Annotated in this window: 12 protein-coding genes and 2 pseudogenes; 8 read left to right on the top strand and 6 right to left on the bottom strand. The window is 59.3% G+C overall.

Annotated elements, in window-relative coordinates:
* Window positions 1-62: 62 nt before the first annotated feature.
* Entirely contained in the window at window positions 63-1,376 is a 1,314-nt protein-coding gene (locus AC07W5_RS01485) for an NAD(P)/FAD-dependent oxidoreductase (protein WP_495022665.1), read from the top strand.
* Between the two features lie 180 nt (window positions 1,377-1,556).
* Here the strand turns inward: AC07W5_RS01485 and AC07W5_RS01480 are convergent, their stop codons facing one another.
* Complete coding sequence (locus AC07W5_RS01480) at window positions 1,557-1,802, bottom strand: DUF1127 domain-containing protein (protein WP_494990888.1); 246 nt, start codon at window positions 1,800-1,802, stop codon at window positions 1,557-1,559.
* A gap of 179 nt (window positions 1,803-1,981) precedes the next feature.
* On the opposite strand from AC07W5_RS01480, the gene AC07W5_RS01475 reads away from it, so the two are divergent.
* Window positions 1,982-3,415, top strand: a complete 1,434-nt coding sequence (locus AC07W5_RS01475) for an aminotransferase-like domain-containing protein (protein ID WP_495022664.1) — start codon at window positions 1,982-1,984, stop codon at window positions 3,413-3,415.
* Between the two features lie 60 nt (window positions 3,416-3,475).
* Window positions 3,476-3,684, top strand: a pseudogene (locus tag AC07W5_RS01470) (phospholipase D family protein); the annotation flags it as partial.
* Between the two features lie 114 nt (window positions 3,685-3,798).
* On the opposite strand, the gene AC07W5_RS01465 reads toward AC07W5_RS01470, so the two are convergent.
* Both AC07W5_RS01465 and AC07W5_RS01460 read right to left on the bottom strand, forming a co-directional pair.
* Window positions 3,799-4,941: an MFS transporter gene (locus AC07W5_RS01465; RefSeq protein WP_494990890.1), complete on the bottom strand. Its 1,143-nt coding sequence runs from the start codon at window positions 4,939-4,941 to the stop codon at window positions 3,799-3,801.
* Window positions 4,942-5,128: 187 nt separating this feature from the next.
* Window positions 5,129-6,622: an aldehyde dehydrogenase gene (locus AC07W5_RS01460; protein ID WP_495022663.1), complete on the bottom strand. Its 1,494-nt coding sequence runs from the start codon at window positions 6,620-6,622 to the stop codon at window positions 5,129-5,131.
* 237 nt (window positions 6,623-6,859) lie between these two features.
* Here AC07W5_RS01460 and AC07W5_RS01455 point away from each other — a divergent pair, with 237 nt between their 5' ends.
* Window positions 6,860-7,222 (top strand): cupin domain-containing protein, encoded by a 363-nt coding sequence (locus tag AC07W5_RS01455; protein WP_494990892.1) that lies wholly within the window; start codon window positions 6,860-6,862, stop codon window positions 7,220-7,222.
* A 58-nt stretch (window positions 7,223-7,280) separates the two neighbouring features.
* Here AC07W5_RS01455 and rpmG read toward each other — a convergent pair whose 3' ends face one another.
* Complete coding sequence (gene rpmG / locus AC07W5_RS01450; RefSeq protein ID WP_274106790.1) at window positions 7,281-7,436, bottom strand: 50S ribosomal protein L33; 156 nt, start codon at window positions 7,434-7,436, stop codon at window positions 7,281-7,283.
* Window positions 7,437-7,447: 11 nt separating this feature from the next.
* Window positions 7,448-7,684, bottom strand: a complete 237-nt coding sequence (gene rpmB / locus AC07W5_RS01445; protein ID WP_150803776.1) for a 50S ribosomal protein L28 — start codon at window positions 7,682-7,684, stop codon at window positions 7,448-7,450.
* A gap of 545 nt (window positions 7,685-8,229) precedes the next feature.
* Between rpmB and AC07W5_RS01440 the strand changes: the two genes are divergently transcribed.
* The gene (locus AC07W5_RS01440; protein WP_494990893.1) at window positions 8,230-9,816 is read left to right on the top strand and encodes an ABC transporter substrate-binding protein; all 1,587 of its coding nucleotides are present in this window, start codon (window positions 8,230-8,232) and stop codon (window positions 9,814-9,816) included.
* A gap of 12 nt (window positions 9,817-9,828) precedes the next feature.
* Here AC07W5_RS01440 and radC read toward each other — a convergent pair whose 3' ends face one another.
* A complete protein-coding gene (gene radC, locus AC07W5_RS01435; protein ID WP_494990894.1) occupies window positions 9,829-10,503 on the bottom strand; it encodes a RadC family protein in 675 nt (224 codons plus the stop codon).
* A 141-nt stretch (window positions 10,504-10,644) separates the two neighbouring features.
* Between radC and coaBC the strand changes: the two genes are divergently transcribed.
* From coaBC to AC07W5_RS01420, 3 genes and pseudogenes are all read left to right on the top strand, one after another.
* The gene (gene coaBC / locus AC07W5_RS01430; protein WP_494990895.1) at window positions 10,645-11,853 is read left to right on the top strand and encodes a bifunctional phosphopantothenoylcysteine decarboxylase/phosphopantothenate--cysteine ligase CoaBC; all 1,209 of its coding nucleotides are present in this window, start codon (window positions 10,645-10,647) and stop codon (window positions 11,851-11,853) included.
* 5 nt (window positions 11,854-11,858) lie between these two features.
* Window positions 11,859-12,314 (top strand): dUTP diphosphatase, encoded by a 456-nt coding sequence (gene dut, locus AC07W5_RS01425; RefSeq protein WP_494990896.1) that lies wholly within the window; start codon window positions 11,859-11,861, stop codon window positions 12,312-12,314.
* A gap of 311 nt (window positions 12,315-12,625) precedes the next feature.
* Window positions 12,626-14,106: pseudogene (locus AC07W5_RS01420) on the top strand (phosphomannomutase/phosphoglucomutase); the annotation flags it as partial.
* Window positions 14,107-14,127: the final 21 nt, after the last annotated feature.

Here is a 14,127-nt window from a genome sequence, read left to right as displayed (position 1 = left end):
ACCGGAAAGGTCCGGCTTATGCTCCGTAAAGTTTTCCAAACACAATAATCTGGATTATGCACATGAATGCCCGTGCTCAGAAACCTGTCCCGAGCAACCAGCACACCGCGTCTTACTACGCCGCCAGCAGCCTGCCGCAGCCCGACCATCCGGTGCTCACAGGTGAGTTACAGGCCGACGTCTGCGTGGTCGGCGGTGGCTTCTCGGGGTTGAACACGGCGATCGAACTGGCCGAACGCGGTTTGAGCGTAGTGCTGCTGGAAGCGCGCAAGATTGGCTGGGGCGCCAGCGGGCGCAACGGCGGGCAGCTGATTCGCGGTGTCGGCCACGGCCTCGATCAGTTCGCCAATGTGGTAGGCACGCAAGGCGTGCGTCAGATGAAGTTGATGGGGCTTGAGGCGGTGGAAATAGTCCGCCAGCGGGTCGAACGTTTCCAGATCGCCTGCGACCTGACCTGGGGCTATTGCGATCTGGCCAACAAACCTCGCGACCTTGAAAGATTCGCCGACGATGCCGAAGAACTGCGCAGCCTCGGTTATCGTCACCAAACCCGCCTGCTGCAAGCCCATGAAATGCACACTGTGGTCGGCTCCGACCGTTATGTCGGCGGTTTGATCGATATGGGCTCGGGGCATCTGCATCCGTTGAATCTTGCGTTGGGCGAAGCCGTCGCCGCGCAGCAACTGGGCGTCAAGCTGTTCGAGCAATCGGCCGTTACCCGCATCGATTACGGCCCTGAAGTTCGTGTTCACACCGCTCAGGGTTCAGTGCGGGCCAAAACGTTAGTGCTGGGCTGCAACGCCTACCTCAACGGACTCAACCCGCAACTCAGCGGCAAAGTGCTGCCAGCCGGCAGCTATATCATCGCCACCGAACCCTTGAGTGAAGCCCAGGCTCACGCGTTATTGCCACAGAACATGGCGGTCTGCGATCAACGGGTAGCGCTGGATTACTACCGTCTCTCGGCGGACCGGCGCTTGCTGTTTGGCGGTGCTTGTCACTATTCCGGGCGCGACCCGCAGGACATCGCCGCTTATATGCGGCCGAAAATGCTGGACGTATTCCCGCAGCTGGCCGGGGTGAAGATCGACTATCAATGGGGCGGGATGATCGGCATCGGCGCCAATCGCCTGCCGCAAATCGGACGGCTCAAGGACCAGCCGAATGTGTATTACGCCCAGGCCTACTCAGGTCATGGCGTAAACGCCACGCACCTGGCCGGCAAGTTGCTGGCCGAGGCCATCAGCGGCCAGCAGAGCGGCGGCTTCGATCTGTTCGCCCAGGTTCCACACATCACCTTTCCCGGCGGCAAATACCTGCGCTCTCCGCTGCTGGCGCTGGGAATGCTCTGGCACAGGCTGAAAGAGCTGACCTGAGGCGATTACCGGAACGAGCCCTCCCCGCGTAGCAGCTGCCGCCAGGCTGCGTTCGGCCGCGAAGCGGTCGTAGAACGGTAGGCCTCGATCTCACAGGAAAACCGAGGTGGCCGGATTACGACTGCTGCGCAGCCGGACGCAGCCTGGCGGCAGCTGCTACATAGGGATGTGTTTCACACCCTAAATCCGCCAAAAAGGTTTCAACCCTTCTTGCCGCGCCTGTTCACGGCTCAAGCCGATGTCGCGCAACTCCTCGGTCGTCAAATCGAGCAGGGTTTTGCGGGTGCGCAGGCGATGCCAGAACAGGCCCCAACGGCTCAGACCGGACGGGGCGTTGCGCATAGTCGCCGCACGTGACCCTTTCTCCTGCCCTGCCACTAGTTCCTGACTGTGTAATGTGAGCCGCACATCGCTCAAGCCGTTCATTTTTCTGCTCCTGTTTACTTGGGTAGCCATGAGCAGACATGATGCGTGGGCGTCAAAAACCATTACAGATTCAAAGTAGCTGTATTATTTCCATACAGAATTTCCAATCGCAGCACTGAATCCTGTATTTTTGCTCCATCTGTACTGCTTATCCGAATCGATCCCATCGAGGCCCCGCCATGACCCTTTACGTCAATCTTGCTGAACTGCTCGGCACGCGTATCGAACAGGGCTTCTATCGCCCTGGTGACCGGCTGCCTTCGGTGAGGGCCTTGAGCGTCGAGCACGGGGTCAGCTTGAGCACGGTGCAGCAGGCCTATCGGGTGTTGGAAGACAGCGGATTGGCGACGCCGAAGCCCAAATCCGGCTATTTCGTCCCGGTCGGCCGCGAGTTGCCGGCGCTGCCCGCGGTCGGTCGCCCCGCACAACGGCCGGTGGAAATTTCCCAGTGGGATCAGGTACTCGAATTGATCCGCGCCGTACCGCGCAAGGATGTCGTCCAGTTGGGCCGCGGCATGCCGGACATCACCACGCCGACCATGCAGCCGCTGCTACGTGGCCTGGCGCAGATCAGCCGCCGGCAGGACATGCCCGGCCTGTATTACGACAACATCTATGGCACCCTGGAATTGCGTGAACAGCTTGCCCGGTTGTTGCTCGACTCCGGTTGTCAGCTAGGTGCCAGCGATCTGGTGATCACCACCGGCTGCCATGAAGCGCTGTCCACCAGCATTCGCGCCACCTGCGAGCAAGGCGACATCGTCGCCGTGGACTCGCCGAGCTTTCACGGCGCCATGCAGACCCTCAAGGGCCTGGGCATGAAAGCCCTGGAAATCCCCACCGACCCGCTCACCGGGATCAGCCTCGAGGCCCTGGAGCTGGCGTTGGAGCAATGGCCGATCAAGGCCATACAGTTGACCCCCAACTGCAACAACCCGCTGGGCTACATCATGCCGGAGTCGCGCAAACGGGCCTTGCTGACCCTGGCCCAGCGCTTCGACGTGGCGATCATCGAGGACGATGTGTATGGCGAACTGGCCTACACCTACCCGCGCCCACGGACCATCAAATCCTTCGACGAAGACGGTCGCGTCCTGCTCTGTAGTTCGTTCTCGAAAACCCTGGCACCGGGTTTGCGCATTGGCTGGGTAGCGCCAGGGCGTTACCTGGAGCGGGTGCTGCACATGAAATACATCAGCACTGGCTCGACTGCACCGCAACCACAGATCGCTATCGCCGAATTCCTCAAGGCCGGACATTTCGAGCCGCATTTGCGGCGCATGCGCACGCAGTACCAACGTAACCGCGACTTGATGATCGACTGGGTCAGCCGTTACTTCCCCGCTGGCACCCGCGCCAGCCGCCCGCAAGGCAGCTTCATGCTGTGGGTCGAGCTGCCCGAGGGCTTCGACACCTTGAAACTGAATCGCGTGCTGCTTGAACAAGGCGTACAGATCGCTGTCGGCAGTATCTTTTCGGCCTCAGGCAAATATCGCAATTGTCTACGGATGAACTACGCTGCCAAGCCGACGGCACAGATTGAAGAAGCTGTGCGCAAGGTGGGGGCTGCGGCAATCAAGCTGCTGGCCGAAACCGATGGCGTCGTCGACTGACCTTTGACCACAAGCCAGCGTCCACATGACGACAACCGCCGCCAATCGGGACGATCCGACTTGAGACCCACACGGGCACTGCACTTTCTTCTGCTTTTCGCCCTGACCCTGGGCGGTTGCGCCACGTTCGACGTACCGCGAGAACCTTGCCAGCGGCGGATTCGGCGTTTGGTCGTTCGATCCAGTCCCAGGCAGCGCCTTATAAGGGCCGCTCCGGCTTTCGCTTGCTGTCCAACAGCAGCGAAGCTTTCATGGCCCGCGCCGAGCTGAAATTTCACCGACATCGACATGCTCAGCGTCGGCCCGGAGCGGATGCTGTGAGCTGCCGAAGGTTCGGGCCGCGTTCGCACGAGCTTTCAGGACTACCAACTCCCCGATAAACGTTACACCGGCTGCACAGCGCCAAATGCCCCTTGGCGCGATACAAGAATCACCAACCCTAAAGCCCCGGCCGCCATTAGCAACGGCAAGGCATGCCCGCTGATCCACTGACTGCCCGCTCCTGCCGCCAACGGTCCGATCAGGCAGCCAATGCCCCACAACTGTGCGACATGGGCGTTGGCGCGGACCAGCGCATCGTCGCGATAGCGTTCGCCGATCAGAATCAGCGACAAGGTAAACAACCCACCGGCACTGGCTCCGAACAGCACCCATAGCGGCCAGATCAGCAACGTGTCGATCAGCAGCGGAATCGCCAGGCTCGACACCAGCAGAACCATTGCACAACCGGTAAACAGCGTACGGCGCGACAGCCGATCAGCCAGCGCGCCAATCGGCAGTTGCAACAAGGCATCGCCAACCACCACCGTGCTGACCATAGCCAAGGCCATTTCGGTGGTGAAACCCTGGCGCAAACAATAGACCGGCAACAAGGTCAGTATCATCGCCTCGAACGCGGCAAACAGCGCCACCGCCCAGGCAATCGCCGGCAACCCTCGGCAGAAACCCAGCAAGTCGCTCAAGGTTACGCTGAGCGACTCGCTGGTCGGCGCTCCACTGCGCCCCAGCAGCAGCAACGGCGAGACCACCAACAGCCCGACGCCAACCCAGAAACCAAAATCCCTTTCGGTTCCCAGAACACCCAGCAGCAACGGCCCGGACAGTTGGCTCAAGGCATAACTGCTGCCATACAGCGCCACCAACCGTCCACGCCATTGCTCCACCACCAACTGGTTGATCCAGCTCTCGCCGAGGATGAAGACTATGGTCAGGATGACCCCGATCATCAGGCGCAGTACCAGCCAGATCGGGTAGCTGGGCAACAGCGCCAACAGACCGATGGAGATTGCTCCCGCCCACAGACACAAGCGCATCAAGGCCGCTGTGCCGAAACGTGCCGCCAGGCGACTCGAGATCCTGGCGCCCAGAAGCACGCCAATCGCCGGCATCGCCGCCATCACACCAATGGCGAACGAGCCATAGCCCCAACTTTCCAGCCGCAGCGACACCAGAGGCATACTGACACCCAGCGCCAGACCGACACTCAGGACAGACGCCAATACGGCGAAATAAGTCGCCCAACGCATTACCACGCTCCTGTGGATTGTTGTTTTTTACATGCCATAAAAAGCAATGTGGGAGCGAGCTTGCTCGCGATGACGGCGCAACATTCAACATTGACGTCGACTGTCATACCGCTATCGCGAGCAAGCTCGCTCCCACAAGGGATCTGCGTTGTATTGAGCCCCGGATGCGACCGGGGCCCGCCACAATTTACAGCTTGATCCAGGTCGCCTTCAGTTCGGTGTACTTGTCGAACGCGTGCAGCGATTTGTCACGACCGTTACCCGATTGCTTGAAGCCACCAAACGGTGCGGTCATGTCGCCGCCGTCGTATTGGTTGACCCAGACGCTACCGGCACGCAAGGCCTTGGCAGTCAGGTGAGCCTTGGAAATATTGGTTGTCCACACCGCTGCGGCCAGGCCATATGGCGTGTCGTTGGCGATCTGAACGGCTTCTTCCACGGTGTCGAAAGCAATAACCGAAAGCACTGGGCCAAAGATTTCTTCCTGAGCGATTTTCATCGCGTTGCTCACGCCGTCGAAAATCGTCGGCTCAACATAAGTGCCACCGGTTTCCTGCAGGATGCGCTTGCCGCCGGCCACCAGTTTGGCGCCATCGGAATGACCAGCCTCGATGTAAGACAGCACGGTGTTCATCTGCTGGGTGTCCACCAGCGCACCAACGTTGGTCGCCGGGTCCAGGGGATTGCCAGGTTTCCAGCCTTTGAGGGCTTCGACCACCAAAGGCAGGAAGGTGTCCTTGATCGAACGCTCGACCAGCAGACGCGAACCGGCGGTGCAAACCTCGCCCTGGTTGAAAGCGATGGCGCCGGCTGCGGCTTCGGCGGCGGCCTGCAAGTCCGGCGCATCGGCGAACACGATGTTCGGGCTCTTGCCACCGGCTTCGAGCCAGACGCGTTTCATGTTCGATTCGCCGGAGTAGATCAGCAATTGCTTGGCAATCTTGGTCGAACCGGTGAATACCAGCGTGTCGACATCCATATGCAAGGCCAGGGCCTTGCCGACGGTGTGACCGTAGCCCGGCAGCACGTTCAGCACGCCAGCCGGGATACCCGCCTCAACGGCCAGTGCAGCAATACGGATGGCGGTCAGCGGCGACTTTTCGGACGGTTTGAGGATCACCGAGTTACCCGTGGACAGCGCCGGGCCGAGTTTCCAGCAGGCCATCATCAACGGGAAGTTCCACGGCACGATGGCAGCGACAACACCCACCGGCTCGCGAGTCACCAGACCCAGCTGATCGTGCGGCGTGGCGGCGACTTCGTCATAGATCTTGTCGATGGCTTCGCCGCTCCAGCTCAGCGCTTGCGCTGCGCCTGGAACGTCGATGCCCAGGGAATCGCTGATCGGCTTGCCCATGTCGAGGGTTTCAAGTAGCGCCAGCTCTTCGGCGTGCTTTTTCAGCAGGCCGGCGAAACGAATCATTGTGGATTTGCGCTTGCTCGGTGCCAAACGCGACCAGACACCGGAATTGAATGTGGCGCGGGCATTTTCTACTGCGCGCTGGGCGTCGGCGGCGTCACAGCTGGCGATCTTGCCCAGCAGACGGCCATCGACCGGGCTGATGCACTCGAAGGTCTCGCTGGAGACCGCTTCGGTGTATTCGCCATTGATATAAGCACGGCCTTCGATCTTCAGATCGCTGGCACGTTGTTCCCAATCGGCACGAGTCAGGGTGGTCATACGAGTGTCCTCCTCTTATTGAATACAAGCGCCACGCGTTCTACGCAGGCACCCTCAAGAATTCTGCCCGGCCAGCCTTCACATCGGCCCAAGGCACCTGCCACCCTAAACCAGCGGCACCACAAGTTTCAATATATTTGACACAATGCCATCAAACGGCCTTGCGATGTTCATTTTAATAAACATAGACTTTGGGCTTTCCAGCCATTCGCGCCGCAATCACGGGGGATAAAAAGAATGAGCATCCAAGACATCGTAGACTTCAACCAGGCCAACACCAAGGTGGAACGCTTTCGCCCAGCGCAGGAAAAAATCCTCAAGGGCGACCCCGAGCAAACCCTCTACAACCACTACAACAGCCCTTGTGGCCAGATGAACGCGGGCGTGTGGGAAGGTGCGGTGGGTCAGTGGCTGGTGAACTACACCGAGCATGAATATTGCGAGATCGTGCAGGGCGTTTCCGTTTTGCGCGACACAGAAGGCAACGCCAAGACCTTGCGCGCCGGCGATCGCTTCGTCATCCCGGCCGGTTTCAAAGGCACTTGGGAGGTGTTGGAACACTGCCGCAAGATCTACGTGGTGTTTGAACAGAAGGCTTGAATCGCAGGCACAAAAAAACCCGCCAAAAGGCGGGTTTTTTTGTCAGAAGCAAAACCAATTACTTGATTTTGGCTTCTTTGTAGATCACGTGCTTGCGAACAACCGGATCGAATTTTTTGATTTCGATTTTGTCCGGAGTGGTGCGCTTGTTCTTATCAGTGGTGTAGAAGTGGCCAGTGTTAGCGCTCGACACCAAACGGATCAATTCACGCATGATTCTCTCCCTTAGACCTTAGCGCCATTGCGGCGAATTTCGACCAGCACGACATCAATGCCACGCTTGTCGATGATACGCATGCCTTTGGCAGATACGCGCAGACGCACAAAACGCTTCTCGGACTCGACCCAGAAGCGGTGATGCTGCAGGTTCGGCAGGAAACGACGACGGGTTTTGTTGTTTGCGTGGGAAATGTTATTCCCAGTCACCGGACCCTTACCGGTAACTTGACATACTCTCGACATGCCTCAGCCCTCTAAAACCACATGCCCAACCCGGCATGGGTTGGCCGCTTAATCTCTCAGTCATTTGGCGCCAGGCGCCGCGTTTCTTTAAGGGTCTTACCGGCTACACCTACAAGCGAAGGAACCGGGCCCCTAGAAAAGAGCGCTGCTTTATACCAGAAAGACCCCATAGCAACAACAGTCGGTGTGATCTGTCTTTCATAAAGTCCCGGTTTTCTTGCTCCGGGCGCCCAAACCAAAGGCTGACAAAGGTAGTTACCGCTCGTCGCTGAGCTTGGGATTTGATGCCCTACCCGCGACCTACCGACAAAGATTAGCCGTAAATTGCCCCGATAAAATGCCCAAAAAGCGGATGCTTTCCCGAAAACAAGGCTCTGGCTTTGTCAGAAAAGCCGATTATCTGGCAATTTACCACTTAATAAACAACAAACCTGAAAAGTGGCAATCTGAAAAATTGGATAGTCATTTTCAAAAGAGGCCACTAGGGTAAGCCTTTTCCAGACTGCACTCGCAGATGGGCCTTCGATCTGCAAAGGAAACTGAATATGCGTCTCGCTGCCCTAACGCTGCTGCTCGCCCCTCTTCTGAGCCCGCTGGCCCATGCCGCCGCCCTGAGCGTCTGCACAGAGGCCAGCCCGGAAGGATTCGATGTCGTTCAATACAACTCGCTGACGACCACCAATGCGTCCGCTGACGTACTGATGAACCGACTGGTGGACTTCGATACCGCCAGCGGCAAAGTGGTCCCCAGCCTCGCTGACAGCTGGGAAGTCTCCGTCGACGGCCTGACCTATGTCTTCAAACTGCATCCGCAGGTGAAATTTCATCGCACCGATTATTTCAGCCCAAGCCGCGAGCTCACCGCAGAAGACGTGAAGTTCAGCTTCGAGCGGATGCTCGACCCCGCCAACCCATGGCATCAAATCGCCCAGAGCGGCTTCCCGCATGCCCAATCAATGCAATTGCCGGCCCTGATCAAAAAGATCGACGCGCTTGACCCGCTGACTGTGCGCTTCACCCTCGACCATCCGGACTCGACTTTTCTTGCGACCCTGAGCATGGGTTTCGCATCGATCTACTCCGCTGAATATGCCGACCAATTGCTCAAGGCTGGCACCCCGGAAAAGCTCAACAGCCAGCCGATCGGCAGCGGCCCGTTCATTTTCGGGCGTTTCCAGAAGGACGCGTCGATTCGCTACAAGGCCAACCGCGACTACTTCGCCGGTAAACCTCCGGTGGACAGCCTGGTGTTCGCTATCACACCAGACGCGAACGTGCGCCTGCAAAAATTGCGGCGTAACGAATGCCAGATTGCCCTGTCGCCCAAACCGCTGGATGTGCAAGCTGCCAGCCAGGAAACGGCGCTGAGAGTCGAGAAAACACCGGCTTTCATGACCGCCTTCGTCGCCATCAACAGCCAACACCCTCCGCTGGACAAACCTGAAGTCCGCCAGGCAATCAACCTTGCCTTCGATAAGACCAGCTACCTCAAAGCTGTCTTCGAAGACACCGCCCAACCCGCTAACGGCCCTTACTCACCCAACACCTGGAGCTACGCCAAGGAGCTTTCGGGCTACCCCCATGACGTTGCAAAAGCTCGGGATTTGCTGGTAAGGGCCGGACTTAAGGACGGCTTCAAAACCACGATCTGGACCCGCCCGACAGGCAGCCTGCTCAACCCGAATCCAAGCCTTGGCGCCCAGCTGTTGCAAGCAGATCTGGCCGAGATCGGCATTCAGGCCGAAATTCGGGTGATCGAATGGGGTGAGCTGATCCGCCGTGCGAAAGCCGGTGAGCACGATCTGCTGTTCATGGGCTGGGCCGGCGACAACGGCGACCCGGATAACTTCCTCACACCGCAATTCTCATGCGCCGCGGTGCAGTCCGGCACCAACTTCGCCCGCTACTGCGAGCAAGGCCTGGACAAGCTGATCAGCGCCGGCAAGACCACCACCGAGCAAGGTGTGCGCAGCAAGCTGTACCAACAGGCTCAGGTGCAAATCCAGCAACAGGCGCTCTGGCTGCCGCTGGCGCACCCGACCGCCTTCGCCCTGACGCGCAAGGAGGTTCAAGGCTACCAGGTCAGCCCGTTCGGTCGTCAGGACTTCTCAAAGGTCAGCATCAAGCCCTGAGCCTTTGTGCGGCTACATCCAGCCGTACTCGGCCATCGACAGGGGGTCGCCATCACCGATGATGAAATGGTCGAGCACTCGTACATCTATCAGATCCAGCGCCTTCTGCAGGCGCTTGGTCAGTACGCGGTCAGCCTGACTCGGCTCGGCGATGCCCGAAGGGTGGTTATGACACAGAATCAACGCCGCCGCGTTGTGCGCCAAAGCACGCTTGACCACCTGCCGGGGATAGACGCTGGTGGTGTCGATCGTGCCTCTGAACAACGCCTCGAATCCCAGCACGCGATGCTTGGCATCCAGAAACAAACAGCCAAACACTTCGTGCGGCTCATGACGCAACAACGCTTTGAGGTAATCGCGTACGGCTAACGGACTTTCCAGCACGGAGTCCCGCCGCAACGTCTCGGCCAAGTGCCGCCGGGCCATCTCCAATACCGCCTGCAATTGGGCAAACTTCGCCGGACCCAGCCCCAGATGGCGGCTGAACGTCAGCTGATCCGCCTCCAGCAATGTCCGCAGGCTGCCAAATTGAAGTAGCAGGTGTCGCGCAAGATCGACGGCACTTTTGCCCGCAACCCCGGTTCGTAGAAAGATTGCCAGTAACTCGGCATCGGAAAGGCTCGCCGAACCTTGATCAAGAAGCTTCTCCCGCGGGCGCTCTGCCGCAGGCCAATCGCGAATGCTCATAGCACCTCCATGTGTGTGTGGGCGCCGCTGTTCCATAGCGGTCGCTGTGCTATCTTAGCCCATCTTTTTTGCGTGCGATTTCACCTGGGGAGGGGGCATCGCACCCGCAACGTAGTCATCACTGAACTGAAAGGCAGGCCTATGCAGCGGCTGTATCGGAAACGCATTGTTCTCGGCGTCGGCGGCGGCATCGCCGCCTATAAGAGCGCCGAGCTGGTTCGCCGACTCCTCGACCAGGGCGCAGAAGTGCGCGTGGTCATGACCCGTGGCGGCAGCGAGTTCATCACCCCGCTGACCATGCAGGCCCTGTCGGGGCACCCGGTCCATATGGACTTGCTCGACCCTGCAGCCGAGGCTGCAATGGGCCATATCGAGCTGGCGAAGTGGGCCGACCTGGTGCTGATCGCCCCCGCCACTGCGGACCTTATCGCCCGCCTGGCGCAAGGCATTGCCGATGACCTGTTGACCACCCTGGTACTGGCCACCGACGCCACCGTCGCCATTGCACCGGCCATGAACCAGGCCATGTGGCGCGATCCGGCCACCCAAGCCAACACCCAATTGCTCGAAAGCCGTGGCCTTCGGGTATTCGGCCCGGCCTCTGGCAGCCAGGCCTGCGGCGATGTCGGCATGGGCCGCATGCTCGAAGCCAACGATCTCGCACTTTGTGCCGCCGAATGTTTCCAGCGCCAGTCGCTGACCGGCAAGCACGTGCTGATCACCGCCGGCCCGACTCAGGAAAACATCGATCCGGTGCGCTACATCACCAACCACAGCTCCGGAAAAATGGGCTTCGCGCTGGCGGAAGCAGCTGTTGAAGCCGGTGCCCGTGTGACCTTGATCACCGGCCCCGTGCATTTGCCGACCCCAGACCGCGTGACGCGAATCGACGTAGTCAGCGCCCGGGACATGCTCGCCGCCTGCGAAGCCGCGATCCCCTGCGACCTGTTCATCGCCTCCGCGGCGGTCGCCGATTACCGCCCCGAAGTCGTCGCCCCACAGAAACTCAAGAAAGATCCTACGAACGGCGACGGCTTGCTGCTGCAGATGGTACGCAACCCAGACATTCTGGCCACCATCGCCACCCGCCCCGACCGTCCGTTCAGTGTCGGCTTCGCTGCCGAAACCGAACATCTGCTCGACTACGCTGCACGCAAGTTGAAAGACAAAAACCTCGATCTGATCGTCGCCAACGACGTAGCCAACCCGAGCATTGGCTTCAACAGTGAGGAAAACGCCTGCAGCGTGATTGACCGGGAGTTGCATGCAACTCTCTTTGCCCAGACCAGCAAGGGCAAGATTGCCCGCCAGCTGATCACTTTTATCGCCGAACGTCTGAACCAGGTTTAACTCGCATGCACGCTTTACAAGCCAAGATCCTCGACCCACGCATTGGTAACGAATTCCCGCTGCCGCACTACGCCACGCCTGGCTCTGCCGGGCTCGACCTGCGGGCAATGCTCAAAGAAGACACCCTTCTTGAGCCTGGCCAGACCTTGCTGATCCCCACTGGCCTGTCCATATACATCGGCGATCCGGGTCTTGCCGCACTGATTCTGCCGCGCTCGGGCCTGGGTCATAAGCACGGTATCGTGCTGGGTAACCTGGTCGGCCTGATCGACTCCGACTATCAGGGCGAACTGATGGTTTCTTGCTGGAACCGCGGCCAGACCGCGTTCAACATCGCCGTTGGCGAGCGCCTCGCACAGCTTGTTCTGGTGCCGGTGGTTCAGGCGCATTTCGAGCTGGTCGAAGAGTTCGACGAAAGCCAGCGCGGCGCAGGCGGTTTCGGCCACTCCGGCAGCCACTGATTACTTCAAGGCAGGTCAGACTCTCAACCCGACCTGCGCAATACGCGTTGCATTTCAGGATGAATTCAGCGGAGGCGTTATTTGAAAGGCATCAAGCCCGGCACGAAGGCCCTGGATGGGCCCACGTTGCGTGACGCTCGTCAGACGAGGCGTTTACCTCACGAACTCTATGACGCAAATGCCGTCCAACCCTTCAGCTTGAGCCTGCCGGTACCTGATGTCCCGGCAAATTCCGCATTCGCCCAGACCTTACGACCCGCAGTGCCGCAGCGCCGCGCCAACCCGGCACCCCGGGTGTCGAGCGGACCTGACCGCTGTTCCAGGATACCGACACTCTCGATATCGACCCCCTCAACGAAAACCAGGACTTCCTGAGATTGGAGCACCCCCAGTGATGAGCAGCACCGCCCAAGTTGCACCCAAATTCCCTGACAGCATTTTTCGCGCATACGACATTCGTGGTGTTGTCCCGAAAACCCTGACCGCCGAGACCGCTTATTGGATCGGCCGCGCCATCGGCTCCGAAAGCCTGGCCCAGGACGAACCGAATGTCTCGGTCGGCCGTGATGGTCGCCTGTCCGGCCCAGAGCTGGTCGAGCAATTGATTCAGGGCCTGCACGACAGTGGCTGCCATGTCAGCGATGTCGGCCTGGTGCCGACCCCGGCGCTGTATTACGCCGCCAACGTTTTGGCCGGCAAGTCTGGCGTCATGCTCACCGGCAGCCACAACCCGTCGGATTACAACGGTTTCAAGATCGTCATTGCCGGCGATACCCTGGCCAACGAACAGATCCAGGCCCTGCACGAACGCCTCAAGAGCAACAACCTGAGCAGCGGCAAGGGCAGCATCACCAAGGTCGATATCCTTGATCGCTACAACACCGAAATCGTCCAGGACATCAAACTGGCTCGCCGCCTGAAAGTGGTGGTCGATTGTGGCAACGGCGCCGCCGGCGTGATCGCCCCGCAGCTGATCGAAGCCCTGGGCTGCGAAGTGATCCCGTTGTTCTGCGAGGTCGACGGCAACTTCCCGAACCACCATCCGGATCCGGGCAAGCTTGAGAACCTGGTGGACCTGATCGCCAAGGTCAAGGAAGTGAACGCCGACCTGGGTCTGGCCTTCGACGGCGATGGCGATCGCGTCGGTATCGTCACCAATACCGGCAGCATCGTCTTCCCCGACCGCCTGCTGATGCTCTTCGCCAAGGACGTGGTTTCACGCAATCCTGACGCGGAAATCATTTTCGACGTCAAATGCACCCGCCGTCTGACTCCACTGATCAAGGAATACGGCGGTCGCCCGCTAATGTGGAAGACCGGGCACTCATTGATCAAAAAGAAAATGAAGCAAACTGGCGCCCTGCTTGCAGGCGAAATGAGCGGGCACATCTTTTTCAAGGAGCGCTGGTTCGGTTTCGACGACGGTATTTACAGCGCCGCACGCCTGCTGGAGATCCTCAGCAAGGAAAAATCCAGCTGCGATGAGCTGTTCGCGACCTTCCCGAACGATATTTCTACGCCGGAAATCAATATCCATGTGACCGAAGAGAGCAAATTCAGCATCATTGATGCACTGCACGATGCCCGTTGGGGCGAAGGCGCCGAACTGACCACCATCGATGGTGTGCGAGTCGACTACGCCAAAGGCTGGGGCCTGGTTCGCGCCTCCAACACCACACCGGTGCTGGTGCTGCGTTTCGAGGCTGATACCGAGGCCGAGTTGCAGCGCATCAAGGACGTGTTCCACGCCCAATTGAAACGTGTTGCCCCTGATCTTCAACTACCGTTCTGATCGACTAGATAGTTTCACCGG

It is taken from the genome of Pseudomonas sp. GW821-FHT01E05 (genome assembly GCF_059422425.1).
This window is presented reverse-complemented; position numbering and strand designations above follow the sequence as displayed.

Coding starts and splice junctions, on each gene's coding strand:
- AC07W5_RS01455 (WP_494990892.1), top strand. CDS start 6,860: ATGAGCATCCAAGACATCGTAGACTTCAACCAGGCCAACACCAAGGTG.
- AC07W5_RS01460 (WP_495022663.1), bottom strand. CDS start 6,622: ATGACCACCCTGACTCGTGCCGATTGGGAACAACGTGCCAGCGATCTG.
- AC07W5_RS01480 (WP_494990888.1), bottom strand. CDS start 1,802: ATGAACGGCTTGAGCGATGTGCGGCTCACATTACACAGTCAGGAACTA.
- AC07W5_RS01475 (WP_495022664.1), top strand. CDS start 1,982: ATGACCCTTTACGTCAATCTTGCTGAACTGCTCGGCACGCGTATCGAA.
- AC07W5_RS01485 (WP_495022665.1), top strand. CDS start 63: ATGAATGCCCGTGCTCAGAAACCTGTCCCGAGCAACCAGCACACCGCG.
- radC (WP_494990894.1), bottom strand. CDS start 10,503: ATGAGCATTCGCGATTGGCCTGCGGCAGAGCGCCCGCGGGAGAAGCTT.
- AC07W5_RS01465 (WP_494990890.1), bottom strand. CDS start 4,941: ATGCGTTGGGCGACTTATTTCGCCGTATTGGCGTCTGTCCTGAGTGTC.
- rpmB (WP_150803776.1), bottom strand. CDS start 7,684: ATGTCGAGAGTATGTCAAGTTACCGGTAAGGGTCCGGTGACTGGGAAT.
- coaBC (WP_494990895.1), top strand. CDS start 10,645: ATGCAGCGGCTGTATCGGAAACGCATTGTTCTCGGCGTCGGCGGCGGC.
- rpmG (WP_274106790.1), bottom strand. CDS start 7,436: ATGCGTGAATTGATCCGTTTGGTGTCGAGCGCTAACACTGGCCACTTC.
- dut (WP_494990896.1), top strand. CDS start 11,859: ATGCACGCTTTACAAGCCAAGATCCTCGACCCACGCATTGGTAACGAA.
- AC07W5_RS01440 (WP_494990893.1), top strand. CDS start 8,230: ATGCGTCTCGCTGCCCTAACGCTGCTGCTCGCCCCTCTTCTGAGCCCG.